Source organism: Marinovum sp. 2_MG-2023 (assembly GCF_030548265.1).
Classification (GTDB): domain Bacteria; phylum Pseudomonadota; class Alphaproteobacteria; order Rhodobacterales; family Rhodobacteraceae; genus Marinovum.
In genome coordinates this window covers 1-25,630 of record NZ_JAUOSD010000019.1, presented here as the reverse complement: position 1 = coordinate 25,630, position 25,630 = coordinate 1, and the positions used below count along the sequence as shown (strand labels likewise).

The following is a 25,630-nucleotide window of genomic DNA, read 5'->3' as shown; positions in this document are numbered from 1 at the left end:
CCCTTTTGCGCCCGTATACAGCAGCCTGTGACACCTGTGTAACACGAGAACGCGGCGCATGCGTTGAAATCCGAAACCACGGAAAAACGGCCCACAGATCGCTCTGCGGGCCGTTTCGACTGTCTGTCATGTGGCAGGATCAGGTGGTCTGGATCTTGCCGTTGGTTTCCGGAAAGCGGTCGGCCATGTCGTCCTGGAATTCCTTGCGGCGGGCCGGATCAACCGGATCATCGCGCAACAGAGATCCGCCAAAGAACACCACCGCGCTGACAATCAGACCCCAAAGCGGCGGGCCAATCAAACCGGGGTTCGGCAGCAGATTGAACTGCATCGCCACCATCACCCCCCAGCCCAGCAACATCCCCCAGAAGGCCGCCGGTTCAGACGCGCGGTTCCAGAACAATGCCCCCAGCAGCGGCAGCAGGAAGGACAATGCCATCCCGACCCCGATCGACGCCAGCGGCGCAATCAACGACCGCCCCTGTGGCGAGAAGGCAAATGCGACAAGCGCCAGCACAAAGGCCACCTCGAAATAGCGCGCCAGCCGCATCCGTTGGCTGTTGTCGACATTCCTGATGCTTGGCACCAGATCCTGGGTAAAGCTGGAGGTCGCGGAAATCATCTGGCTGTCCAGCGTCGACATGCCCGCCGCAAACACCGCGATCACCAGCACGACACCCATCGCCGGCAGGTATTGCGCAAAGATTTCCGGCACCAGCGCGTCGGTTGTGCTGCCTTCGGGGATCGTGATGTCCATGCCCAGCGACATCATCCCGATCACCACACCGGTGAAGGTGACGACAAACAACGCCAGAAAGGATGTGATGGCGGCCCCTTTGACCAGCGTTTGCGGGCTGTCGGCCATATAAAGACGTTGCCACAGATGCGGGGTCAGCACCCAACCAAAAGTCCAGAGCGTCATCAGCGTGATGTAATTGCCTGCTCCACCGTCAAAGATGAACATCTCGGGGCGTGCTGTGGTTGCCGCCACCCAGCCCTCGGACCAGCCACCGGCCCAGCGGATCACCAGCAACATCGTGCCCAGCAACAGCAGGGCAAAGATGAAGCCCTGGATCACATCGGTCCAGACCACCGCCCGGCTGCCGCCGACAAAGGAATAGACCCCGACGCAGACCGCAATCAGCAGAACACCAACGTTAAAGGCAATCAATCCGCCAGAGATCGAATTCAGCGCAATGGCGATGCCGGTGATCTGAATCGCGGAATAGGGGAACAGCACCGCAATACAGATCAGCCCGGTCAGGATACGAATGCGGCGGCTGCTGTTGTAATAGGTCGCCAACAGATCGCCGGGGGTGATGAAGTTGAACTTCTTGCCAAGCGCCCAGATCCGCGGCCCCAGCACCATCACCATGACCGGCCCCATCGCGTTGAAAAACCCAAACAGAAGCCAGTTCACGCCAATCTTGTAGAAAAAGCCGGGCCCGCCGAGAAAGGCAAAGGTGGAAAACCAGGTCGCAAACATCGTGCCGACCAGCATCAGGGTGTTTGCACCACGCCCCATCAGGAACCAATCCTCGGGGTCGTCGTGTTTGTTGGTCTTATACGCCCGATAGGCGATATAGAACATCAGCACGAGATAGAGCGAAATGCCCAGAAGTGTCACAAAGGTGGTCATGTCCTGGGCCCCGCATTTTGGCTTTGTTCAAGTGCGACCCAGGCGCGCCCGCGCACCAGATAATAAACCGCACCCAGAAGGCAATTCAGGGAAAACACCGCGTAGCAGTAAAATATCGTCAGCGGCATCGCCAAAGGCCCCTGTTCCGCGCCGTTGCCAAGGATGTCGAACACCGGCAGCAACGCCAGCACGACGTTCAAAAGCCCCCAGGCCAGGAACATCCGGCCGGTCGTGCTTTGTGGCACAATGCCGAGCCACGGGTAGCCGCCGGGCTGCGTCGCCCCCCCGGCGGCCGTAGAATAGGTTACGTTGGACATGGCAGAACCCCCTTGTTTCCGTTTTTATAGTGCCGCCGGGACTGCCCCGGTCTGCTTAATCCGTTAAGCGTGGCACAAGTTGGCGAGGCCGCCAGATATTGATTGTGCACGGGGCTGTGCAAATACCGTCGGCAGGGCAGTTCCGCCCGTGGATTGGTGGAATTTGCCGGTCTTCTGGGGGGCTTCTGTGTCCGCCCTTTATGGTATTATTTATATTTTTCAGCCTGTTAAGCTAATACCCGGATCTGAGCAGAGTTGCGCAGGCAGGTCAGTGGCCCGGCCAGCCCTCTGCCCCGCATCAAATCGAGGTGCCTGTTTTTTAATCAAATATGCGCCGAATTGCGGGCCGCTGCGGGCAGAACTGCACAAAGGCACACAATGGAACAGTCGCAGATCAAAGCCGGGCGGCGACATAGGCCTGACACATTGCAACCAGTTCCACGCGAAGCGCCTCGGCCTCGGGCGGATCAAGATTGCGTTCGAACACATTGCGGACAGCGCCAAAAATGACCGTGACAAGCGTCAGATGGGTAATGTCCGGGGTGCAAAACCGCGCATTCGGCGCGCTGATCAGCATCGCCCGCGTCGCTTCGTTGGTCCGGGCGGCAAACCGCTGGACCAACGCGTCATTGTCCATCTCGACCACGGATTTATACAATGCGCGGGTGGCCTCGGCGCATTCGGTCTTGGCCCGCCAATAGGTGTCGATCAGGGCGTCAATCATCTGGTTGATCGCTGCGCCATGCTGCGATTGGCAGGTCGCCTCAATCCGCTCTGCCAAGGTTTCGAGATACCGGGCATTCAACGCATAGATCAGCGCCTGTTTGTTGGGAAAATACTGGTACATCGTCCCAACCGACACCCCGGCCCGTTCGGCCACGCGGGTGGTTGTCAGGCTGGCCATGCCATCGCGAATCAAAACCTGAATGGCGGCCTCGAAAATGGCATCCAACGTCACCTTTGCGCGGCTTTGGCGCGGTGTTTTACGGGCGGTCAGGGCCGCCGGGGCCGGGTCGATCATATGCGAATCCAAAAGCTGAATGATCCTTCATATATTTTGAACACAGGTCAAACCGAAGGAAAATTTCAATGGAACAGCAACCTATCGCCCTGGTCACAGGCGCAAACAAAGGCATCGGGCTGGAGATCGCCCGCCAACTGGCCCAGGCCGGGGTCAGGGTTATTCTGGGCGTGCGCGACGCCACGCGCGGCGCGGCGGCGCTCGCAGATCTTGCCAGGGACGGGCTGACGGCAGAGACCTGTCTGGTCGATATTGCCATCCCCAAAAGCGTGACAGATGCCGCCGCCGACATCACCGCGCGGTTTGGGCGTCTCGATATTCTTGTGAACAATGCCGGTGTGTTCGATTTCACCGATGGTACGCCCGGCAGCGCCGCCATCGACAGCGTGCGCAGGGTATTGGACGTCAATTTCATCGGCACTCTGACAGTGACCCAGGCCATGCTGCCCTTGCTGAAAGCGGCGGGGCAGGGCCGGATCGTGAACCTGTCCAGTTCGCTGGGCTCACTGGCGGTAAATGGCGACCCGACCTCGCCTTATTTTGCCGCCCGCTTCATCGGTTACAATGCCTCGAAGGCCGCGCTGAACATGCTGACCGTACAATTGGCCGAAGAGCTGCGCGACAGCGGCATCAAGGTCAATTCCGTCAGCCCGGGGTTCGTCAAGACCGACCTGACCGGTATGGGCGACATGACCCCGCAGGAGGGCGCGGTATTGCCGGTGCGCTATGCCCTGGAAGGTCAGGAGACCGGGACATTTGTCGAACCGGCCGGGGTGACGCCCTGGTAGAAGCGGCCCAATGTGCGGGCCGGGCAGGATATGTGCCCCTGGCACAGATCTGTCCGGCACCAGCGGGGCTCAGGGGCAGGGTACAGGGGCGCTTAATCAGGCTGGTTTGTGACGCAATCGGCCGACCGGGGCCGCAGGAGTTTCGGCAACAACGTGTCCAATGTAATGGCACCGAAGCTGGAGATGAACAAAGCCTCGGATTGCGCCATGGTGTCCTTCAAGGCCAAATTCACGTTACGCTCGACCAGACAGTCGGGGTTGTCCGAGCGCATGCCAATGGCAAACAATGTCGGCCGGCCCAGCGCGTCATACACATCCAGCAGGGTAATCTCTGCCAAGGGTCGCGCCAGCGACCAGCCACCGCCATGCCCACGCCCCGATTGGACATATCCAGCGTTGCGCAATCCCGCCATCGTGCGCCGAAACACCGCCGAATTGGTGCCCATGCTTTGCGCCAGCCGCTCTGAGGTGACAGGCACATCGACCTGATCAAGATGCAGCAAGACATGCAGCACATCCGACATCCGGGTGTCCCGGTTCATGCCGACGGCCTTCGCGTGCCGGATACGGCCCGGCGCGAACGGTTGATTACGTTGATTGACAGTCCTGGAATTTCTCGTATCTTTAATTGATACATGAATCACCTCTCTTTTCGTATCAGTTAAAGATACATCTCAAGAACACCGATGTCCAATCTTCAGACCAGCGTACCGCGCCGGTCCAAATCCGAAGGAAACCGAAGATGAAATATGATGCCATTGTTGTTGGCGGCGGCTTTGCCGGTCTGGCGGCCGCCACCTATCTTGGCCGGGCGCGGCGCCGCGTGCTGGTTCTGGACACCAGACGCCCGCGCAACCGGTTTGCCGCCGCATCGCATGGGTTTCTGGGCCATGACGGGCGCGCGCCACAGGCGATCCTTGCGGATGCGCAGGCCCAATTAACCCGCTATCCCACGGTCAAAATCCGCGAGGTCGCAGCGCAAAGGGCCTCTGCTCATGATGGCGGATTTGCGGTCGATCTGTCCGGTGACGCGCCGGGCGCGACACCTGTCGAGGCCCGGATTCTGATCCTTGCCTTTGGGATACAGGACAATTTGCCCGACATCCCGGGACTGGCCCAGCGTTGGGGCAGCAGCGTTCTGCACTGTCCGTATTGTCACGGCTTTGAGTTCAGCAATCGCCGACTTGGCGTGCTCTATCGCACGGACATGTCGGTGCATCAGGCGCAATTGGTGGCCGAATGGGGGCCGACGACGCTGTTTTTAAACGGAAATACCCTGTCCGACGACCATCAGGCCGCACTGGCGCACCGCGATGTGCGGGTCGAACCCGGACTGGTGACTGCGGTGCAGGGGCCGGGACAGGCGCTGACCTCTGTGCAACTACAAGACGGCCAGGCGGTCGACATCGAGGCGCTTTTTGTCGCGCCGCAGTCCACCCTGACCAGCCCGCTTGCCGACCAACTTGGGCTGGAGATGACAGACTCTCCCATGGGGCCGATGATTGTCACGGATGACAGCCAGATGACCTCACGCGTTGGGGTCTATGCCGCCGGGGATATTGCGCGTGCGCCGCATAGTGTCAGCTGGGCGGTTGCTGACGGTGTCACCGCAGGCACCGCAGCCCATCGCACGCTGGTCTTTGCGCCATGACGCCGGACCCTTTTGCCGATCCCGACCGGGTGGCCCGGTATTGTGCGGACACGCCGCGCCGCGTTCCGGGCTACACCGATCTGCATCACATGGCGCTGAACCTCCTGTCAGAACGGGCGGCAACGGGGGCCTGCATCCTTGTGCTGGGGGCGGGCGGCGGGCTTGAGCTTCGGGCCTTTGCCCGGGCACGACCGGATTGGTCCTTTGTCGGCGTCGACCCATCGCAGCCGATGCTTGATCTCGCCGCAAGGATCCTGGAACCCGAACGCGCGCAGGTGGAATTGATCAAAGGCCGGATCGACGAGGCCCCGTTCTGGCCGTTTGACGGCGCGACCTGTCTGTTGACGCTGCATTTTCTGTCGATCCCGGAGCGGCTTGAGGTTCTGCGCGGATTGCGGGCGCGTCTGGCACCCGGCGCGCCGTTGATTGTCGCACATCATTGCGCGCCAGAGGCCGGCGCGGCAAAGGACTGGCTTGCCCGCTCCGCTGCTTTTGCTGCCGGACCCGAGGGCGACCCGCAGGCGGCCATCAAATCTGCCGATACCATGGCGCAACAGCTGACCCTGCTGACCCCGGATGTGGAACAGATGCTGCTGCGCGACGCCGGATTTGTCGCGCCGTCGCTGTTTTATGCCGCCTTGTCGTTTCGGGGATGGGTGGCCTATGCCGGGGCCCTCTAATGGCGCGACCGGCCCCAGCCGAATGCAGGCGCAGCAATCGACAGAAATATGGGTGTTTCTGGTGACTTGGGTATTCGTGGACAGCATGGATCATTCCACCCACGAAATGGAATACCAAACACAGGTGCCCGATTGGCCCGACCTTGGGAGGAATACACATGTCTATTTCTTTGAAGCGCCGCGCCATGCTGGCCACGGCCCGTTGGTCCGCGAAGTTGCTGATTTTGAACCACATTGGAACGCGACTCTGTTTGCCCAAGGCACCGAGCTTGAGGCCATCGCAGTTGGCGATCTGGAATTTTCGATCACCTCGGCGTAGGAACTGGCAACGGTCTTCCCGGAGTTTTCGATTTTCACCGCCGGATACGTGCATCAGGATGCCGCCCATCAGGTTGCGGTGTTCAACGATCCGCTGATGGATGCATTCAAACAAAAAGCCGAAGACGAACTGAGCTGGGCTTCAACCTTTTGGCCGTAATGTATCACGGGCCGCCGTCAGGGGAACCTGCGTCAGACAAAGAACGAATTGACGGATTCGACCCCGGATGATCTGGCGGGTGTAAGCCTGCGGATGCCGGGCACCGACGTATGGCAGTTCCTAGGGCGCGCATTGGGGGCCAACCCGACGCCAATGTCTTTTGCCGAGGTTTATACCGCGCTGATCCTGAACTTCATCGTCGCTTCGGACAACATCGCGTCGATGATGGCTTCCGTGTTGGTTGATCTCAAGATTTCGCCGCTGGCCTTCTTGTTGTCGATCAATCTGCTGATCTGGTGTTGTTCCAGCCGGGCACGCTTGGCTATCAGCGCCAGGGCGGCAATTTCGCCAATATGTGACGGGATCGCGGGGTTCGGGGGCACCCGGCCCTGCTTTTGCTGTCAAAAAATCCACCTGTTCTGACCAAGATCGCCAAATGATGGCGTGATGCCGGGGGACAGAAGCAATTTATTAATTTGCTTGCGATACTCAGGTCCCGGAAAACTATCCATGGGACTGCATAATGCGCCACTTCCCGGAGCTTAAGAACACGCGCGACGGCGAAGAGACGGCCGCTTCGGCGCCGCAAGAAATACAATTGCCCCTTCGCGACAGATCGTTCGAAGGCTGGCTCTCCTTGATCGCGACACTTTTTTCCGTCGGGGAAATGCTGTGTTTTCTGGCCGTTGCAGTGATCAGTGTGGTCTTCGCCTCGGTCGTTGCCCAAAACGGCGAAGTGAACATGATCGCGCCGCTGGTTGCGGTTGGGCTGTCGCTTGTCCTTGGCATGGTGATGTTGGGGTATACCTATACGCGGGCGCTGGCCGGACATCGGAACGCACGACACAAAATGGCCTTGCGGGGGCGGGCCGGTGTGGCGCTGATCCTATGTCTTTGCCTCGGCTTGATGCATCCCTTGATCGGTGCTGCGGTGCCGCTGGCCGCCGGCCTGGGCGCCGCGGCACATTACGTTTTGGCACGCTATTTCTCTTGGGAACCGGCCTGGGATTTTCTGCAATCAGAAGCGGTGTCCATCATGGCGGGGCGCGACGCCATCGGCAAGCGTATGGCGCAAAAGAGGTCGACCGACCATGGAATGTCCGAAACGGTGCAGCGCGCCGGGCGGGCATTGGCAATTGTCCTGTCGCTTGCGGCGACAAGCTATTTCATTGCGGTGGAACATGTCAGCATGGCCGCCCTGGCGCCGGTTCTGATCGGCTCTCTTTGGGCGGTCGAGGCGCTTTTGGACTATGCGCATGAATGGGCCTACCGGCGAGAGGCCCATTTGATCCCCGCCACAGAGGTGCGCAGCGGCGACACCGTCAATCTGGACGAAGACCACCCCGGCCTGTTAGTGCACGACCTGAGCGTGCGCAATCAACATGGCACGACCCTGCTGTCGCAGATCAACTTTTCGGTCGATCCCGGCACGGTCACCGGTGTTCTGGGGGACAGCGGGGCGGGGAAAAGCCTGTTGTTGCAAACCCTGATTGATCCCTTTGCGCTCAATGACATGGAAGTGGCCGGCGGGGTGCGGCTGAATGGCAATGACCTGTGGCGTCGCCGCGCAGAAGAGCAAACAGTGTCAGCCGCGCTGCTGCCGGAAGAATTGATCATTCTGCCGGCATCCGGGGCGGAAAACCTGTCCTGTTTTCACGATGGACCTTTTCTGGAACGCGCACGATGGATGCTGGAACAATTTCTGTTCTCCACCGATCTGGTGGAAAACATCTGCGCGGCTGAGCAGGCCGGCGATTTGCCGTATATGCAACGCAAGGCGCTGGTACTGGCCCGGCTCTTTGCGCTTGGTCCGCAACTTTATCTGTTGGATCGGCCGGAAACCGGTTTGCCGCCACGTCAGATCGGCGTCTTGATCCGCCGGATCGAACATGAAGCCAAACTTGGCCGCAGCTTTGTGATCGCGACGCATGACCGTGCCATTCTCGAAAAATGCGATCGCATTATTTCGCTGCAAAATGGCCGGGTGATGGATTTCGGGGATGGTCAGGATGTCCGCGACCGCCTGGGATCTGGCTGGGTGCGCATGATCGCCAATCGCTCGCTGACCAGCGATGACAGTCTCCGGCTCTGGGTTCGGTCGAATTTCAACCGCAGTGGGGACGATGGAAACCGTCGCAAGGTTGGCGTCGTGGCCTCCAACATGTTGATATTGTCGTGCCAGTCGGCGGATCCGGTCATGCCCGGGCCTGTACATTTCACGTTCAAACATTTTGTCGGCCATTGCATCCTGCGCATGCACGACAGCGACGCCCCGATTTCCGATGCCCAGTTGAAATTGGCCAAAGAGCAATCGGAAAGCGACATGCCCGATGCCAAATTAACGCCCCTCGCGATGATTTGCCGTCACTGTCTTGAGGTTGAAATGGGCAATCAAATCGAAGATCGCTGGATCGAGGCCAAGATAGAAACATACGATCCACGAAAATCAGGGTCGAAACCGGGGGCGTTGAATGCCAGCCCGGAAAGCTAAAATCCGCTATACAGCGGTGCCAAAACGGTTTGTTCGGCCAAAACGATTGTTCTGGCTGGCCGTCGGCGCAGGCGCAATGGCCGCCGGCGTCAGTCTTGGCGTGGCGATGGTTTCGGGTGCAACCATCGGATCGTATCGCAGTTTTTCAGGCACCTTGCGCCCTGAAGTGGACCCCTTGCCGATCTACCTTTTGGAAGGTGCAATTCTGGAAAAAGTCCTGATTGCGCCCGGCGACACAATTGTCCAGGGCCAGACCCTCGCAACCCTGGACAAAGCGGCGATGTCGGCAGCGGTCAAGGAGCTTCAGGCAGGCCTGTTGCATCACACGGTTCTGCGCGATTGTCTGCTTTCGACGCAGAAACCCGGCACCCCGGACATCAAAGGTGTCACAGAGGATCAGCAAACGGCGGTGTCACTGGCCGTGCAGGAATGCAGCGGCTTCACAGATGACAGGGTCGAGGTGCATGTGCGGTTTGGCACCCATCGCGACGCGTTGCTCAGCAAACGAAAACTGGTCGAGGATTACATTCGTGTATTGACCACAACCAAGGACAATCAAGACAAAGTACGGCGCGAAGACGATGCGCGCCGCGCCCTGGCACTGGCGCTGGTGCGCGCAGATCTCGATTCGCAACTGGCGGAAAACGAACTGGAACAGCGCGCGGAATTAAGCAGTCTTCGGTCAAAGCGGCTCGACCGCGTTCAGCAACTGGAGCAAGAGATCCAGGGCAAACGAAATTTGCAAAAGATCCTGAAATTGCACATGGACACCCCCCGGATTGCAGCACCCTTTGACGGTGAGATCGTGCGCGTGCGCAATCTGGTTCAAACCGGACCCGCGCAATCGGATATCAACCTGATTCAAATGCGCCCGCCTGAAAGTGATCAGTTCCAGGCCTATTTCGATGTGCCTCAGTCACAAATAAATGGCATCACATTGGGCCGACCGGTTTCGGTGAAAATTGTTGGACAACTTGAAACCCATCGCTCATTGCAGGGCGAAATCACCGATTTACAAGCTCTGGGCGCAAATGACATTCGGATCAGCGTCGCGCTGGATTCAGAAAGTCAGCTGCACTTGCTAGAACTGAGCGACCGGCTTGCCCTGTTTGGCCGCGCGACCGCGACACAGGTCAAAGTGCGCCTGGGGGATCTGCCCATCTGGGAAACGATGATGCAGAGTACCATTTCTGCAAGGCGCGGAAATTCCGCCAATAATCCCATGTTGGACGCGGGGAAAGCGGCGCGGGTGACCGACATTCAACCCGCGGAAAAGGGGCAGTTCGCGACGACCCGGCCAAAGTAGTATCTGGAATTCGTTCGAAATTTTATGCAAAATTTCCACCTGCATTCGCAAGTAGAAATAAAACTCGATTATCCGGTGGCATTCAAAACAATTGGTTCAAGCAATGATGATCGGTCCCAAGGGACTTGCAATCCGGACGTCGACCGAATGACGTCCGACCGTACCCGCCGCGACACTTCCGCCAGGTCCAAACCGGGCACTGTCAGTGTTTCGCGCAAACCGCGGGCAAACGGGCTATAGCCATCACCGCCGTCCAACGATCCGGCGCCGGGTTGCGTGGCATAGCTGACATGGGTTCCCGCCAAAAAACCCGGTGCATAGACCCCGCAATCCCCAGCCGGGCACCCGGATAATCCCGGCACTTCGCGACATGTGTCCAGGAACAGAACCTTTTGCCGGGGTTTATCGGACACCGCCCGCAACAACACCGTTTCCGGCACTGCCTGGGACAAGGGTGCATTGGCGAAATCTGCGTCCCGGGGGAAAATGACACTTTCACCACCACGCATAAGCCCATGCGCGGCCACATAAATTACCACTGTCCAGGCGGCCTCCGCCCGAACCCGAAGCCGTGCAAGAGACAAAAGAAATTCCTGGTGGCTTGGGTCTGATATATGCTCGGTCTCATAGCCCAATTGCAAAAATGTCGCCGCCATCAGGCGCGAATCCCGATTGGCGGAGGGCAGGGCAGGGCCATGTGCGTACGATGAAATCCCGACCGACAACGCGGCGATGTTCCGACGCGGCGCGGCATTCACCACGCGCGCCGCTGCCGCCGACAACGGCAACGCGGCGAGTCTGGCGAGCAGGGAACGTCGATGCATCCCTTATCCACACCCACCGTCGCCACGCGGCCGCGCCAGAATCTCAACCCGACGATTGCGACCATCGGCGGGGTCAAGATTAGGCAAAGGCTGGCTTTCGCCTTTGGCACCGGTGTGAATCCGCGCCGCGGCCACCGATCCCGGCCCCGCCATGTAGAGCCGGACCGTTGCGGCGCGTTTGTTGGACAGCGCTTGATTATAGGACGCCGCGCCGACGCTATCGGCATGACCAACCAACATCAGACAAAGGTCCGACAACGGACCGTTCAAAAGCCCGGCAAGCCGGTCCAAATGCGCCCGTGAGGGTTTTGAAAGCGATTCGGAATCAAAGGAAAATTGCACCATATAGCCATCGTTCGGTGGCGTGCTGCGAAAGATGCCCTGCGGCGCGGGGGGGGGCGCACAGCCGGTCAGCGCCTTTCCTGTCAGTGCAAACGCAATAGCACAGCGGTCTGCGTCGATCGGCAGACTGGCAAGATTTGGTTGTGCTATCGCCGACGATCCGGAGATCAAAACAGCGAAAACAGCCGTCAATAATAACCGCATTGGATGTCTCGCAACCTATTGGACTCTGGGCTTGAGAAATATCGCAAAGTTATTAATGGAATATGTGAGGTTTCGGGAAAAATTTTAGAATATTGAAGCTATATCGACCACGTCCCACAATGAGTTGTCCGTGACTATTTGTTAATCACCTTACTTTAAGTCTGTTTCCAGTTCCGAGCATAGAAACGGTGAATTTGGTGAGGAAACGGGTCGAAAGAGGCAGAAGCCGACAGCCGATATGGGCAGGTCTACTATTGCTCGCAGGGGCAGGTGGGGTCGCGATCGCATTGACGGGCAGCGTCGGTACGGCGGCCCGTGACATGTTCCTGCAGGCACAGGACGAGGTGGATCCCATCATTGCCGGGGGCGATCTTGATGATTTGCCTGCGTTGATGCGCGGCAATGTGCCGAATGTCACCACCAGCGTGTTCTACAATGAACCAAAGCGTAGCAAACCGCCGCGCATGTGTGAAATGCCGGACAATTACTTTACAGCCCTCGATCAGGGGCGTGATCGGGAAAGCGGCTATACCAGACGCAATGAATATGTGCGCAAATTTCGACCGCGTCGGGGTTTCCTGAACGAACGTGAAATGCGCGCCGCCGAGGTGGCCTGGAAATATTTTGAGAATTTTACTCAAGAGACCACCGGCCTGGCAAATTCCGTCGGCAATTATCCGTCCACAACCATGTGGGATACGGCGTCCTACATGGCCGGCGCCACCGCAGCCTATGAGCTGTGCATCATTGAAAAGCCCGAGTTCGATCGCCGGATGACCCAGCTTTTGACCACGATCAAGGGTCTGGACCTGTTCCGTGACGAGATGCCCAACAAGGTGTATCATACCAAGACCGGCGCAAAGGTCGATTATACCAACAAACCTGGCGAAATCGGCTTTTCTGCGCTTGATATTGGCCGTTTCCTGGTCTGGATGCGCATTCTGAAAAACCGCTATCCGCATCTCGGCAATACAATTGATGCCGTCCTGCTGAAATGGGATTTTTCGAATATCATTTCCAAAGAAGGCCTGATGTTCGGCACCTATGTTGACAAGGAAAGCGGCGAAACGGTTTATGCGCAAGAGGGCCGTTTGGGGTATGAGGAATATGCCGCCAAAGGGTTTGCACTTTGGGGGTTCCGGCCAATCCTCGCGCATCGGGCAGAACCGTTTCTGACCGCGTCGATTTTCGGCGTCCAGGTGCCCTATGATGGCCGCGATCCAAGGGTGTTTCATTCCCAGAACTACGTTGTTACCGAATCCTATTTGCAGGATGGCCTGGAGCTGGGATTTGATCTGCCGCATGACGATCATTCCCCGGATTGGCTGTCGTCTGATGGTTGGCGGGCGGAATTTGCCGACAGGGTGTATCAGGTTCAGGAAAATCGCTGGCGCCGGACCGGGTTCATGACTGCCCGTTCGGAACATAACGTCAAGGGGCCGCCGTATTTTACCTATGACACGATTTTTTCGGATGGCTATCCGTGGAACACGGTCACACCGCGCGGCGATTACACGCCGGATCATGCCGCCGTCGCCTCCAAGGCTGCGCTTGGGCTTTGGGCGCTGTGGGACACCGAATATACCGATGTCCTCTACGAGGCGATCATCGAACTCTATAATCCCGAAAACGGCATGTATGAGGGGCTGTATGAACGCGGGCAGGGCCGGGTTGAAATCTATACCGCCAACAACAACGGCATCATCCTGACCAGCCTGCTGCACAAGGTTCAGGGCAAGATCCTGACGCCCTATACCGGCGAAACCGAGGTGTGGTACACGGCCTATCGCGATCAGGATATTCGGGAACGCCGACAATACCCGGATCCCCCGCAACGCGACGACTGGTTGCCGGCGCTACGTCATTCCATACAAAGAGAGGCAGATTTCTGATGGCTCGTAAAATTTCAAATATCTTACTTGCCTTCGCGACATGCGCAACTTTCGGCTTTGCCGTACCTTCCGCACAAGCGCAGCAACAAGGACAGTTCACGGCACCCGAGGATTCCTTTGCATCCGAAAATGCGGTGCTGGACACGTCGATCCTTTTTGCGATTGGCGCCCATGAGGCACGCCAGGAATTGCGCGGCGCTTTTGGCTGGCCAACCTTTCAGGAAGGGTTGGTTGAGGGCGTCTATTTCCGGTTTGATCCGGATGGGTATGCCCGGTTCTCGCCAACACCGCGTCTGGACACCGATGTATTTGAGGTGATTTGCCGCCCACGCACCTTTATTTGTATGGGGCGCAAGGGGCCCATACAGGTCACCTTGACCAACCGCGGCCAAATGCAGTTGCAAATCGAAGGGGTTGTCGAGGCTGACACATTCGCATTGGCCGAGGGGATTGATGAAATTCCCTTGCCCCGCACCATCTTGCAACCACTGGAATCGCGCGCCGAAACCCTGTTGGGATCGGGGGGCGAGTTGATTGTGCGGCGCCGAAACAATGAAATCAGCCGCACGTCTCTGGCGGGATTGTTTGCCGTCACCACCTACCTGCGTTGGGTCGCGGCACAACAAGACTATACCGTATTGCCACGTGGCTGGCCGGTGCCAAATTCCGGCTATGGCAAATCAGAGCCAAGCTTGACGCAGACTCAAAGCTGGCAATCCCCGATGCCGCAACCTTCCGCGATCGCCCCGGCCAACCAGCGCATGCAACCTGCGTTCTCAGGTGTGCAAACCGAAGTGGCCGAGGTCAGAGGCGAGTTGAGCGTGCTGCGCGAGATGTTGATGGATCGCCAAACAGGCTCATCACAACAAAGGACCACCGGTTCCGAATTTCCGGCGGCTGGCTCTGCCGCACGCATTGCAGAGTTGCAGGGGATCGCCGACGAATTGCTGCAAGAAATTGCGCGACTGCAAGGGCCAGGGGCCCCGGCGGCACAAATGCCGGCACCGGCGGCGGGAACCTTGCAGGTTCCAACAATTTCAGCCGGGGTGACGGCCCCAGTGTCCCCCCCGATGCCGATGCAACAATCGGGCGGCGACACAAGTCGTCTGGCCCGACAGCTTGAATACCTTATGAGTGAGATTGGCCTCGCGCCGGATGTGGCGCTTATGGTGGTGCAACATGCAAATGCGGCATCTGACCCCACCTATAAAGAGGCTTCAGCCCAAAACCACGATCAGGTTATCGAAAACATCCTGGAAGAATTGCGGACCCAGGTCACAAGCCCCGACACCACGGTGCCAACGCCCGTGTCGCAACCCGAAAACCCGCAAGATTTTCAGATCCTGAGCGATTATTTCCAATCTGTCGCGGCACAGCAGTAACAAGACCGATGCCGAGACACTTCGTCTAAAACCGTTGGTTTCTCACGCATTCCTGCTCTTCTCATGACGCAATTTGCCCCTAATGTGGGTCCAGAATTACCTTCCATAGAATTGGGGGTGCGTTATGGTCTGGAAATTGGTGCTTGTGTTTGTACTGGCAATTGCGACGTTCAATTTGATTCCAAATTTATCCAAACCGGATACGCCGCAAAACGCCCGCATCCTGGATGAAATTGCGATCGACGGACCGGCAATTTTCTATGAAATTGACAAGGACCTCCGGCGTGAATTGTGGTCCGTGGATTGCCGCCAACCGTTGCGCGGTTGTGTGGCGCGCGCGCCCGGGCTTGTCCTGCGCGTCGACGACCACGGCGCACACTGGTTGATTGCCGCCAGCCATCCAGGCGCGCGAAAGTCGGTCCAAACCCGAAATTATACGCGCGACACGCCGGAAATCCTGTCGCGCCCATTGTCGGCGGATACATTGGCGCAATTGTCCCAGAAAAACACGTTTTTGGTCATCGAAGAGCAAAGCACGGTTGTCCTCAGGGCGCAAACGACCGGGATCGCCCATGTTGCCGGGTATCTGGCCTGGATCAACAGCGAAACCGCGCGCACATTACGCGATGCCCGCCTTTGGCCCAAAAACGAACCGTTGCAAACCGACAACATGACGCCGGACGTTCTCGAACGATATCAGGTCATGCAACGCCGCAGATTGGAAGCGCAACGACAATTGGTGCCAGCCACCAAACCGCAAATCGAATTTGCAGTTCGGGCCCAATCGGGCGACACATTCTATTCCCCGAACGGTCGGGCCGGATATTGAGGTCAAACGCCTCAAAATCCAGGGCGAGGGGGATCGTTGACGGTGTCAAACGGCCGAAATTGAACTTCTTGAACCCGGGCTTGCGCCGAAATTTTTGCCGGCGTTGTGCCGGCCCATTCGGAAATACTGGGATGCGCGGCCCAAAGATTGACGAACAATCGGCCAGGCACCTCCGGGATTTTCCCATCTCGTGCGTGATGTTCGAAAATCAATTTTCCTTCGGAATACCACCGCAACTGATCGGGTTGCCATTCGAATGCAAAAGCGCGTTCCCTTTCCGCCGCATCAAACCCCAAGTCTATGAATTTGTTGGTTAATTCCCCATCAACAAACCAGGCCACATGCATTTTTGTGGTATCTTTTCCCAAAAACTCAATGTCGATCTCATCATGACGGGTTCCATAGTGGGGACCGGAATAGGTGAAGAATCCGGTCACCAGCCCTTCGCCACGCGCGGCCCGCATCACGACCTCGTATCGCCCGTATTGCGTTGCCTTGTTCCGCCGGATCGACCCGCCGATGAACCGATTGCCATCACCGGCCTGTGGCGAAAGTTTCAGAAGAAGGCCACCGTCGGTCTGAACCTGCGCACGGCGCCAATCAGTATCAAAGGCCGGATGCGAAAAATCGTAATGCGCCACATGCCAATCATCACTGATCGTCGAAAAATCTTCTTTGAAAGCAGTCGGTTCTGCCACAGCTACCGCGCCGACGAATGTCATTGAACTGAACAGTACAAGAATGCGACCCCACATCACGTCCCCAAAGCGTTGCTTCCGGGGAAGGTTAACAAGGGGTTAACAAAAAGGGGCGAAAATTATTAAAGTTGGTTAATTTAAAATTTTATCTAATGATGCGAAAGGCAAAGCTCCGCCTTAGCTCAGAAGCCGACTGCAATATTCTTGGAATCGTCAGAATTCAGGAATTGTGTTGACAGGTCCGCGCCCAGAGCGTCACACGACGTTGCCAGGGGCTGTTTCCAGCGATATTGGCCAACGGCGCATCCTCTCCGCGGATGACAACCTCGGAAATGCGGCCCGGATCTGACAAGAACCGAGACAAGGCGGTGCGAACCGTCTCGACCCTGCGGGCAGCAAGGTCAGTGTTCACATCCGCACTGCCGCTGGTATCGGAATGCCCCTCCAACCGCAGACACGCATTTTGCATGGGCCTGCTGTTCAGGACGCGGCCAAGACGGGCAATTTGCTCTTGCGCCTTCTGATCCAATTTGGCGCCACCCGACACAAAAAAGATATTACTTTCCAGTTGTTTTTGCGTCGGTGCACCGGCTGCGGTGGCCGATGGTTGCGGTGTACCGGCACAGGCAGCGGGCACAATCTGATAAATCGCTTGGATTTCATCACATTCCGCGGGCGTCAAGCTTTGCGCGCTTACCGCAGATGCAGACATAAGGAAAATTCCGACAACAAGTTTCATTGGCATGTTTACCCTTCTCATCACGATTTACGCAATTGTTCTTAATAAGCGCCTAACTTCGCCGATCCGTGGTTTCAAATTTTTCCGTGAAAAAGAGAAACACATTAAAAATTTGCTAAAATGCGGATGGATATACTGCCCGCACAAGAAACCATGTAAATCTTTATATAATTTGTGCGCTATTTAGCCCCACCCGTGCACGGATAAAATATAGCACCCAACGAATGGGCGCGAGACAAACGCAAGATCCCCTATATAAATATGGTCAATCGCAACATTTCACCCATGTAATCGCCGAATTGGACAGAAATCCCCGACCGAGATTTTGGCGCATTCTACGCTTCACGTTCCGTTTACCGCCGAGAATTTTTCTGCAGAAAACTTACCGATTGTTGACCTGATCCGCCGATACCATTCGATATGAATTGGAATGGGGCACGATATGTCGCGGTCGGAACGATACATTTGGATTGATTGCTTGCGGTTGATCGCGGGCGTGTCGATGCTGGTGTTGCACAGCACTGCGGACCCAAATGGGCTGCCTTGGGTCAACTATAGTGAAAGCGAACGGTTTGCGCCGCTTTTGCTGCGCGCGATTGTCTATATCGCCCGGACCGAATTGTTTTTGATCATCTCGATTTTCTTGTTGCTGCTTGCCCTGGATCGCCGACCGCGCAGCTACGGCGCAACCATTGCCGAGCAGGGCCGGAGGCTGTTGATTCCGTTTCTGTTCTGGACTTTGTTTTTCGCCGGATACGGTCTGATCAAAGCCCAGGCCTTTGGCTATTCCCCGTCCGTCTGGCAAGAACTGGCCGACCCCGGCGCATGGTTGCGCTATCTGTTGCTTGGCGATGTGAAATACCACATGCATTTCCTTCCGACCCTGTTTGGGCTGGTCTTGCTTTACCCATTGTTCCAACTGGCCGTCAAACATCCCGCACTTGGGTTGTCGGTCGTCATTTTCCTGATGATTCGCAAGGAGTTGGACAGTTTTGTTTATGCCAACTTCTGGGGAACCGAGGCGCTGGGTTATTTGGTGCGCGCCATCAAGATCCTGACCTATGCCGGGTATGGCATGGTTGCTGGCGCCGCGCTGGGTATCTGGCGGCGCACGCATGGGGCCGACAGGCAGGCTTGGGTGGCTCCGATCCTGTTCGTCGCTGGATTGTTGTTTCTTTTCAAACTCATCGCGATCTGGAACACGTTGAAAACCGGGCAATGGCAATTCACTTATACACCGGCCTATTGGGCAGATTTCCTTTTCCCGGTTCTGCTGTTTTCATTGTGTCTGGCGCTCGGGCATCGTCGATGGCCGGGGTCGATTTCCAGGTTGGCGCGCTATGCCTTTGGGATCTATCTGTGCCACCCCATTTTTCTGGACCTCTGCGAAATTGCACTGAAACACAGTGACTTACCGCCCATTTATCAGGTCGGGATCAAGGTTTTGGTGACATTGTCCGCAACCAGCGCGCTGGTTGTCGCGCTCGCCAGAATACGGCCTCTGGCATGGACCATCGGCCTTGGCCCGCTGCCATTTGCCACGCTTTTGCCGTTTGTGAAAAAGGAGACTGCTTGATGCTTCTGACCACCCAACTTGTTGACGACGGCCTGGCGGTTGTTTCAGTGTCGCGGGATCTTGTGCATGCCTCTTCCCTGAGGAAGCTGACAGAGGCCTGCGAGAACCTGAACCAACGCGGGCGTCGTGGCATCCTGATCGATATGGCGCGGGTGCGCCGGATGAACATGTCGGGGTTGGCGGCGGTGGTGGAACTGGTCGCGCGGCATCCGAAATGGGATATCGGTCTCTGCGCCCTGCCTGCGAAAATCGCCCGAATGGTCAGCCAATCCGGGCTGGACCGCGGCCTGCCGATTTTTCCGGATGTGGAAACGGCATGCAAAGCGCCAGAGTTTCGCGGACGCAGCCTATGCGGGACGCGAGCGGTATTGCTCTGTGCCGACCGGGGTAGGCGGGCCGCGCCGCTGACCGATGTGACACCAACACCGATGCTGGATGTGGTGGGTCGGCCGATTTTGCACCGGATCATGGATCATCTGGCCGGTTTTGGCCTGAGAGATGTGATTTTGAACCCCGGTCACCACGGCGATCAGGTTGTCGAATACGTTCGCGCCCATGCCTGGCCAGATCATCGCATTCAATTCGCCAACGAAGGCAGTTTTCATCAGGGGCAATGGCGGGGCGATCCCATTGGCACGGCCAGCACGCTCAAACGGCTTCAGGTGACATCCTCGGCATTTTCCAACGATCTCGTGGTGTTATGCGGTGACGCCTTGGTTGACATTGATATGGCCGAAATGATGCGCCAACACCGGCAAAGTGGTGCAGCCGTGACCATTGCCGTGCAATCAATTGCGCCAGAGCAAGGCCATGGATACGGCGTCATCGAAACCTCGGTCGGGGGACGGATCACCGGGTTTGCGGAAAAGCCGCGATTGGGTCTCGCTGAAAACCAGCTAGTCAATACCGGCATCTATATCATGAAGCCGGACGTGCTGGATCTGGTATCAGACAGCATCGGGCTGGACATCGCCACGGATCTGTTACCTGCGGTCATGGCTGCGCGGCTGAATATGCAGGTTTTTTCCCAGTCATTTCAATGGATTGATATTGGGTGCAGCCAGGATTACGCGCGGGCGACGGCGCTTTGCCTGTCTGGGGAATTGCCATTTGCCCGCCCGCTGGGGTTGGAAATCCGCCCCAATGTCTGGGCCCTTCCGGGGGCAGAGGTTGCGGCGGATGCCCGGATCGACGGGCCTTGCCACATTGGGGCCAATGCCATCATTTCCGCCAAGGCCCATCTTTCCGGCGGCTGCGTCATTGGCGCCGGAGCCGAGGTTGAGGGTAAGACCCTTCTGAAAGATTGCATTGTCCTGCCGGAAACCCGCGTTTGCGAAGGCGCCTGGAGCGATCACAAGATCCTGAGCGGCGCCTGGGCGATGGATCGAAACCAGGCCTTCAATCCCGTTCTGGACAAATCAATAGGCGACCATGTCACCCCGCGCCAGGACATGCGTCAACCGGCGCCCGAACTGCGCAAATCCGCCTGAATGGACCCGGCAATGGCTTCTCGACCGGCAGACCAACCGTATTTCGCCGCCTTTCTGGATCGCACCCCGGAAAAGGTCACCAGGTTTGAGGGGCCTGCGCGTCAGCTGTGGCATTTGTTGGCCGGGGTCACCATCGGGCTGGGCATTTGGTATCTGCATTGGCGGTGGAGTGCCTCGCTCAACACCGAGGCACTGGTGTTTTCCGTTGCCGTCGCCCTGGCCGAGACCATGGCGTTTCTTGGTATGCTGATCTTCTATTTCAACATCTGGGACGAGGGCGATACGCCAACCCAACCGCCACCTGAAAACCGGGGCGACGCCGGGCTGGACGGGGGCGGCGATATTCTGGTCGATGTCTTTATCACCACATATGACGAAGGTACGGAAATCGTCGCGCCGTCAATCGACGCCGCCAAGGACTTGATTGCGCCCTTGGGGACAAGGGTGGCCGTGCATCTTTTGGATGATGGTGGACGCGCGGAAATGCAGGACCTGTGCCGCGCCAAGCGGGTATCCTATCTGCGCCGTGATCAAAACCGCGGCTACAAGGCCGGCAATCTGGCCAATGCGCTGTTTCAGACAGAGGGCGATTTTGTGGTGATCTGCGATGCGGATACCCAGCTTTTCCCCCAGTTTTTGACCGAAACACTTGGCTATTTCCGGGATTCCGAGATCGCCTGGGTCCAGACCCCACATTGGTTTTATGACATTCCCGAAGGCACCTCCTGGCGAATTGTTCTGGACCGTATGTCGATACCCTGTGCCGGTTTTTTGGCCCCGGTGATGCGATTTCTGTCCGGGCGGAAAACCGTGGGGGCCGACCCGTTTCTGTCGGAACCTGCCATGTTCTTTGACGTGATCCAACGGCGGCGCAACCGGCATAACGCCTCGTTTTGTTGCGGTGCCGGGTCGGTGCATCGGCGTGAGGCAATCTTTCACAATGCGATGCTCGAACAGGGGCGAAAATTGAAGCACAGCGAACAGTTGGTGGCTGAAAACACTGGCCGGGCGCTCTTGCCCCGGCTCGACATGCAACCGTTTCGCTATCACGTCTCCGAGGATATTTTTACCTCCTTGCAACAACAATCCAACGGCTGGAAATCGGTATATCACCCAGAGCCTCTGGCGCGCATGTTATCACCTTGGACCGCCGAGGCCTGGGCCATGCAGAAACTGAAATATGCCGGTGGCACCTATGACATCATGTTTCGCACCGGTCTGATTTTTCGCCGGGGCCTGCCCTGGCAAACCAAGCTGCATTACCTGTCAACCTATTGGTCCTATCTTGGGGTCTTTTGGGTGCCGATCCTGTTTCTGGCGCCGATGTTTTCCCTGGTCACCGGGCTGGCACCGGTTGATGCCTATTCCATTACGTTTTTCCTGCATCTTCTGCCACTATTGGCCTGTAATGAACTGGCGATGACAGTGGCGGCCAAAGGCCATGACATCCATGCGGGTCGCATTTTGTCACTCGCGACCTTGACCATCCAATGGCGGGCATTGATCCAGGTCCTGCAAGGCCACAAGCCACATTTTCCACCCACCCCCAAAACCCCGGTGGTGTCTGCGTCTCTGCGCTATGCCGTGCCAAATCTGCTCCTGCTTGCGGCGATGATCCTGTCGGCGACTTACGGCTTCTGGGCCTTCAAACATGGCTCCGAAACACACAGTCTGTCGCTCTTGCTGGTGAATTACTTTTGGCTGGGTATCAACGCATTGGCGCTGGTGCGGGTTATCCGATCCGCGTTCTGGCGTCCGCGTTTGCCGGATGGAACTCTCTTACAACCCGCTGAATAAAGGGAAGAATGTCATGATGCTTGTGAAATCCCCGGCGCAACGATCCAGCTTGATCTTCATTCTTGGGCTCGCGTTGGCGGCCGTCCTCGCGGTGGCCATTGACGGCGGTTGGCGTTACCAGATGCGTGCCGGCACGCTGTCGCTTGATCTGTCTGACACCGGCGCGTTGGAATTGCGGGCACCCGCCCCCCTGACCGAGGCCAACCGTGCCGCGGCGCAACGCGCCTGGACCTATTTCGACCGCTATACACAAGACGAAACCGGGTTGGTAAATTCGGTCGGTGATTTCCCCTCGACCACGCTTTGGGATCAGGGGTCTTATGTGTTTGCATTGGTGGCCGCCGCCCGTCTGGGCATCATCGGGCCCGGGGAATTTGACACGCGCGTCGACCGGCTGTTGAACAGTTTCGACCAATTGCCGCTTTTTGACGGCATGCTGCCGAACAAGGCGTATGACACCCGCACGCTGGCAATGGTGGATTATGAAAACACGCCGGTCCCTGACGGGTTGGGGTGGTCGGCGCTGGACATCGCCCGCATGTTGATGGCGTTTCGGGCTTTGGAAAAGCATTTCCCGGACCGGGGCATGCGGGTGCGGGCGGTGATTGCCCGCTGGGATCTGTCGGCCATGGCGTTTGAAGGCGAACTTTGGGGCGCTGAACGGATCGAGGGTAAGATCCAATACCACCAGGAGGGCCGCATCGGCTATGAACAATACGGCGCGCGGGCGGCGGCGATGTGGGGGATGGACGTGTCCCAGGCGATCTCGGCCCGCCGCGCACTTGGCTGGACCGATGTCCAGGGCATCGAAGTGCCCATGGACCTGCGGCGCGCTGTGGCGTTTGGCGCGATCACACCGATCCTGAGCGAGCCCTACATGCTTCTGGCGATCGAACTGGGGTTGGACAGCGAAACCCGCCTGTTGGCGGACAAGGTTTTTCGCGCCCAACAACAACGATTTTCCGAAACCGGCGTGCTGACGATGGTGTCCGAAGACCACATCAATCAATCGCCACATTTCTTGTACAATTCCGTGTTTTCCAATGGCACGCCCTGGGCGGTTGTGACGGAAAATGGCACCTTCCACCCGGACCTGCGCACCCTGAGCGTCAAGGCCGCGATCGCCTGGGACGCGATTTATGGCAATGATTACACCCAGTTGCTGCGCAACCAAATCGAAGGGATTGGTGACATTTCGCGCGGGTGGCCGGCCGGGATCTATGAGGCCGACGGCACCGTCAACGATATCTATACCCTGAACACCAACGGCGTGGTTCTGGAGGCCATTCATCACACCGTTTACGGCCCCCTGTGGCAAACGCGCTGAACAGATATTTCAGACGGTTCACCGGCGGTTAACCCGACTGGCGGATACTTGGCAAAAACAGGATTCATTTCGAATGGTACGTCTGGCCGCAACCTTGGGACTCGCATTTGTCGTCGTGATGGCACATTGGCCAGCGGCCGCTGCGCAGGACTGGTTATTGATTGAAACCCGACGGGTGCCGAACCAATGCAGCCAACCTGTGGAATGTATCGACCGCTCGGTGCTTCTGGCGCGCAATATGGCCTATCTGTCGCATTCCGATCGCGACACGGTCACGCAGTTTCTCAACCAGATTGCGACGATACGTGGCATTCCTGACGATATGGCGATGCAAAGCCAATTGTCGGTACCACAAGTGATCGAGACTCTGCACCCGCTTCCCATGTCGGAAAAACTGGCGCCGCTGGTGGCACATCCGGGTGCCTATTTTGACCCGGAATCTTTGGATGGCACAGAGGCGACGGCGGGCTTCGGCACCTATGTCGCCACCGAATTGCAACGGGCCGGATTTCGCATCCTGACCGAAGCGGAAATGGAAGTCACGCCGGGGCGGCCCAAATTGCGGGTCCGCTTCTCCAAGCGCAGCGAATCTGCCGGCTGCATCATTCCGTTTTCAATCTCGATGTCGATTTCGGAAGAGGTCGCAATGGTCCGCAACCCGGCGCTGAAACTCTCGGCCAATGCCTGGTCGAAACTGGTCAAGGAAAACCTGGCCAACAGCAACTACACCCCGCGCAGCGCTTTGGAAGAGGCGGTCAAAGCCTTTGTCAGCGACTGGCAGACGGCGAATTCCAGTTGACCCCGCACGCAGCAGTTCCGCCGGTATCGAAGCCTTTGACCCTATGGGTAACCCTATGAAATTATTTGCGTGTCCTGCCCCCTGGCGTCGGTTTTGGCCTTCAATCGCCTTCGCAACCACGGTTGCTTTGGCCGGCTGTGGACCGACAATCGACAAATTGGCACCGGTTGCCGCCCAGCCCAAAACGCCAGTGGCCCGAAATATCACCAATTTCTCGGCCTCGCTGCAATGTATGGATAACCTGCTTGCCGCCAAGCCGCGCAAACGCATCCGTCTGTCGGCGACACCGATTTCCGATGACACAAAGCGCATATATGTCGGGGCGGACGACATGCTTATCAGCGCGGTGAACCAGATGAACCGCCGCAGCCGGGCCTTTGTGTTTCTGGATCAACCCCTGATCCGCGAAGGGTCGCTTTATGAATTGCAGACCGTTGACCCCAAGCGGCGCGACGACGCCATTTGGCCGCATTATTACATTCGCGGCTCTATCAGCCAACTGGACGACGGGGTGCGCGATCTATCTTACAACGGCAGCTATTATGCCGATGACACCGGGTCCGAAGACCTAAGCTCGGTGCGGCCCAGTGGCGGGCGTTCGAATTCAGTTGTTTCCGTCGATCTGCACCTCGTGGCCTATCCCTCGCGTGAGGTGTTGCCCGGGGCCTCGGTCAGCAATTCCATGGTGGTGACCGAGCGGGGGTTCGGTTCCGGGTTCACTGGCAGAATTGCCAAGGGCACGCTTGGCCTGACGCTTCAGATTGATAGCCTGGAAAGCAACGGGCAAGCGGTGCGCAATCTGATAGAATTGGCAACCATCGAACTTTTGGGTCGCTTTTCCGGGGTGCCGTATTGGGAATGCCTGTCACTTGACACAACGCTCGCCCGCAAAAATGCCAGAAAGGAATACAAACACGCCCTGAGTGGCGAAGCTGCCAGCATCCGTGAGGCCCAGCAACACCTGCTGGAGCTGGGCTGGCTCTCGACCACGCCGACCGGCAGGCTGGATTCGAACACCAAACATGTTCTGTCACAGTTTCAGGCCAAACACGGCCTGATCGCCAGCGGCCGCCCGGATTTTGACACGCTGGCGGCGTTGCGAAAGGCCGTTGCGGCCTTGAATGCGCCCAAAAAGCGAAAACCAAAACCAAAAACCGTGACAGTGGCGCCAGCCAGAACGCCAGACACCAGCGGATATCGCAACATCAGCGAATACATCGGCGGTGGGTGAACGGCCGGCAGTGTTGACTCAGGATGGGCAGCTCCAAAATCGGAATTCGCCGTGTTGCAACCAAGTTGAAATGTCACCGGGTTTGCAAAGCAGAAGTGTCACCGTGGGGCCTGGAAGCAAAGCCTGACA

The 25,630-nt window shown here is 57.7% G+C and carries 22 protein-coding genes and 1 pseudogene; 15 read left to right on the top strand and 8 right to left on the bottom strand.

What is annotated here, in order from left to right:
• Positions 1–139: 139 nt before the first annotated feature.
• The 3 genes from Q4577_RS18240 to Q4577_RS18230 form a co-directional block, all read right to left on the bottom strand.
• The gene (locus Q4577_RS18240) at positions 140–1,639 is read right to left on the bottom strand and encodes a sodium:solute symporter (RefSeq protein ID WP_303471420.1); all 1,500 of its coding nucleotides are present in this window, start codon (positions 1,637–1,639) and stop codon (positions 140–142) included.
• Complete coding sequence (locus Q4577_RS18235) at positions 1,636–1,956, bottom strand: hypothetical protein (protein WP_303471418.1); 321 nt, start codon at positions 1,954–1,956, stop codon at positions 1,636–1,638. The genes Q4577_RS18240 and Q4577_RS18235 overlap by 4 nt, the downstream gene beginning before the upstream one ends.
• Positions 1,957–2,350: 394 nt before the next feature.
• The gene (locus Q4577_RS18230; protein ID WP_303471416.1) at positions 2,351–2,977 is read right to left on the bottom strand and encodes a TetR/AcrR family transcriptional regulator; all 627 of its coding nucleotides are present in this window, start codon (positions 2,975–2,977) and stop codon (positions 2,351–2,353) included.
• Between the two features lie 68 nt (positions 2,978–3,045).
• Between Q4577_RS18230 and Q4577_RS18225 the strand changes: the two genes are divergently transcribed.
• Positions 3,046–3,765 carry an SDR family NAD(P)-dependent oxidoreductase gene (locus Q4577_RS18225; RefSeq protein ID WP_303471415.1) on the top strand — a complete coding sequence of 240 codons (720 nt, stop codon included), beginning with the start codon at positions 3,046–3,048 and terminating at the stop codon, positions 3,763–3,765.
• A 92-nt stretch (positions 3,766–3,857) separates the two neighbouring features.
• On the opposite strand, the gene Q4577_RS18220 is transcribed toward Q4577_RS18225, so the two are convergent.
• Positions 3,858–4,307: an Rrf2 family transcriptional regulator gene (locus tag Q4577_RS18220; RefSeq protein WP_303471413.1), complete on the bottom strand. Its 450-nt coding sequence runs from the start codon at positions 4,305–4,307 to the stop codon at positions 3,858–3,860.
• A gap of 200 nt (positions 4,308–4,507) precedes the next feature.
• Here Q4577_RS18220 and Q4577_RS18215 point away from each other — a divergent pair, with 200 nt between their 5' ends.
• The 5 genes and pseudogenes from Q4577_RS18215 to Q4577_RS18195 all read left to right on the top strand — a co-directional run bounded on the left by Q4577_RS18215 (position 4,508) and on the right by Q4577_RS18195 (position 10,371).
• Positions 4,508–5,416, top strand: coding sequence for an NAD(P)/FAD-dependent oxidoreductase (locus Q4577_RS18215; RefSeq protein WP_303471412.1), 909 nt, complete (start codon positions 4,508–4,510; stop codon positions 5,414–5,416).
• Positions 5,413–6,096, top strand: coding sequence for a class I SAM-dependent methyltransferase (locus Q4577_RS18210; protein ID WP_303471410.1), 684 nt, complete (start codon positions 5,413–5,415; stop codon positions 6,094–6,096). The genes Q4577_RS18215 and Q4577_RS18210 overlap by 4 nt, the downstream gene beginning before the upstream one ends.
• A gap of 199 nt (positions 6,097–6,295) precedes the next feature.
• Positions 6,296–6,757: pseudogene (locus tag Q4577_RS18205) on the top strand (C4-dicarboxylate ABC transporter); the annotation flags it as partial.
• A gap of 454 nt (positions 6,758–7,211) precedes the next feature.
• Positions 7,212–9,065 (top strand): ATP-binding cassette domain-containing protein, encoded by a 1,854-nt coding sequence (locus tag Q4577_RS18200; RefSeq protein ID WP_303471409.1) that lies wholly within the window; start codon positions 7,212–7,214, stop codon positions 9,063–9,065.
• Positions 9,046–10,371, top strand: coding sequence for a hypothetical protein (locus Q4577_RS18195; RefSeq protein WP_303471407.1), 1,326 nt, complete (start codon positions 9,046–9,048; stop codon positions 10,369–10,371). Before Q4577_RS18200 ends, Q4577_RS18195 begins: the two co-directional genes overlap by 20 nt.
• 68 nt (positions 10,372–10,439) lie before the next feature.
• On the opposite strand, the gene Q4577_RS18190 is transcribed toward Q4577_RS18195, so the two are convergent.
• Together Q4577_RS18190 and Q4577_RS18185 are read right to left on the bottom strand one after the other, a co-directional pair.
• Positions 10,440–11,195: a caspase family protein gene (locus tag Q4577_RS18190; protein WP_303471405.1), complete on the bottom strand. Its 756-nt coding sequence runs from the start codon at positions 11,193–11,195 to the stop codon at positions 10,440–10,442.
• A 3-nt stretch (positions 11,196–11,198) separates the two neighbouring features.
• The gene (locus tag Q4577_RS18185) at positions 11,199–11,741 is read right to left on the bottom strand and encodes an OmpA family protein (protein WP_303471404.1); all 543 of its coding nucleotides are present in this window, start codon (positions 11,739–11,741) and stop codon (positions 11,199–11,201) included.
• Positions 11,742–12,061: 320 nt separating this feature from the next.
• Between Q4577_RS18185 and Q4577_RS18180 the strand changes: the two genes are divergently transcribed.
• From Q4577_RS18180 to Q4577_RS18170, 3 genes are all read left to right on the top strand, one after another.
• Positions 12,062–13,633, top strand: coding sequence for a DUF3131 domain-containing protein (locus Q4577_RS18180; protein WP_303471403.1), 1,572 nt, complete (start codon positions 12,062–12,064; stop codon positions 13,631–13,633).
• Positions 13,633–15,015, top strand: a complete 1,383-nt coding sequence (locus Q4577_RS18175) for a hypothetical protein (protein WP_303471402.1) — start codon at positions 13,633–13,635, stop codon at positions 15,013–15,015. Before Q4577_RS18180 ends, Q4577_RS18175 begins: the two co-directional genes overlap by 1 nt.
• A gap of 124 nt (positions 15,016–15,139) precedes the next feature.
• Complete coding sequence (locus Q4577_RS18170; protein WP_303471401.1) at positions 15,140–15,844, top strand: hypothetical protein; 705 nt, start codon at positions 15,140–15,142, stop codon at positions 15,842–15,844.
• A gap of 11 nt (positions 15,845–15,855) precedes the next feature.
• Here the strand turns inward: Q4577_RS18170 and Q4577_RS18165 are convergent, their stop codons facing one another.
• Together Q4577_RS18165 and Q4577_RS18160 are read right to left on the bottom strand one after the other, a co-directional pair.
• Complete coding sequence (locus Q4577_RS18165; RefSeq protein ID WP_303471400.1) at positions 15,856–16,566, bottom strand: family 16 glycosylhydrolase; 711 nt, start codon at positions 16,564–16,566, stop codon at positions 15,856–15,858.
• A 196-nt stretch (positions 16,567–16,762) separates the two neighbouring features.
• Positions 16,763–17,287, bottom strand: a complete 525-nt coding sequence (locus Q4577_RS18160) for an OmpA family protein (protein ID WP_303471399.1) — start codon at positions 17,285–17,287, stop codon at positions 16,763–16,765.
• Between the two features lie 424 nt (positions 17,288–17,711).
• Between Q4577_RS18160 and Q4577_RS18155 the strand changes: the two genes are divergently transcribed.
• From Q4577_RS18155 to Q4577_RS18130, 6 genes are all read left to right on the top strand, one after another.
• Positions 17,712–18,857, top strand: coding sequence for an acyltransferase (locus tag Q4577_RS18155; protein ID WP_336623650.1), 1,146 nt, complete (start codon positions 17,712–17,714; stop codon positions 18,855–18,857).
• Positions 18,857–20,347 (top strand): sugar phosphate nucleotidyltransferase, encoded by a 1,491-nt coding sequence (locus Q4577_RS18150; RefSeq protein ID WP_303471397.1) that lies wholly within the window; start codon positions 18,857–18,859, stop codon positions 20,345–20,347. Before Q4577_RS18155 ends, Q4577_RS18150 begins: the two co-directional genes overlap by 1 nt.
• A gap of 12 nt (positions 20,348–20,359) precedes the next feature.
• Positions 20,360–22,144, top strand: a complete 1,785-nt coding sequence (locus tag Q4577_RS18145; protein WP_303471396.1) for a glycosyltransferase — start codon at positions 20,360–20,362, stop codon at positions 22,142–22,144.
• A gap of 13 nt (positions 22,145–22,157) precedes the next feature.
• Positions 22,158–23,471 (top strand): DUF3131 domain-containing protein, encoded by a 1,314-nt coding sequence (locus Q4577_RS18140; RefSeq protein ID WP_303471395.1) that lies wholly within the window; start codon positions 22,158–22,160, stop codon positions 23,469–23,471.
• A 73-nt stretch (positions 23,472–23,544) separates the two neighbouring features.
• A complete protein-coding gene (locus Q4577_RS18135) occupies positions 23,545–24,270 on the top strand; it encodes a hypothetical protein (protein WP_303471394.1) in 726 nt (241 codons plus the stop codon).
• A 55-nt stretch (positions 24,271–24,325) separates the two neighbouring features.
• A complete protein-coding gene (locus tag Q4577_RS18130) occupies positions 24,326–25,501 on the top strand; it encodes a peptidoglycan-binding protein (RefSeq protein ID WP_303471393.1) in 1,176 nt (391 codons plus the stop codon).
• Positions 25,502–25,630 lie beyond the last annotated feature (129 nt).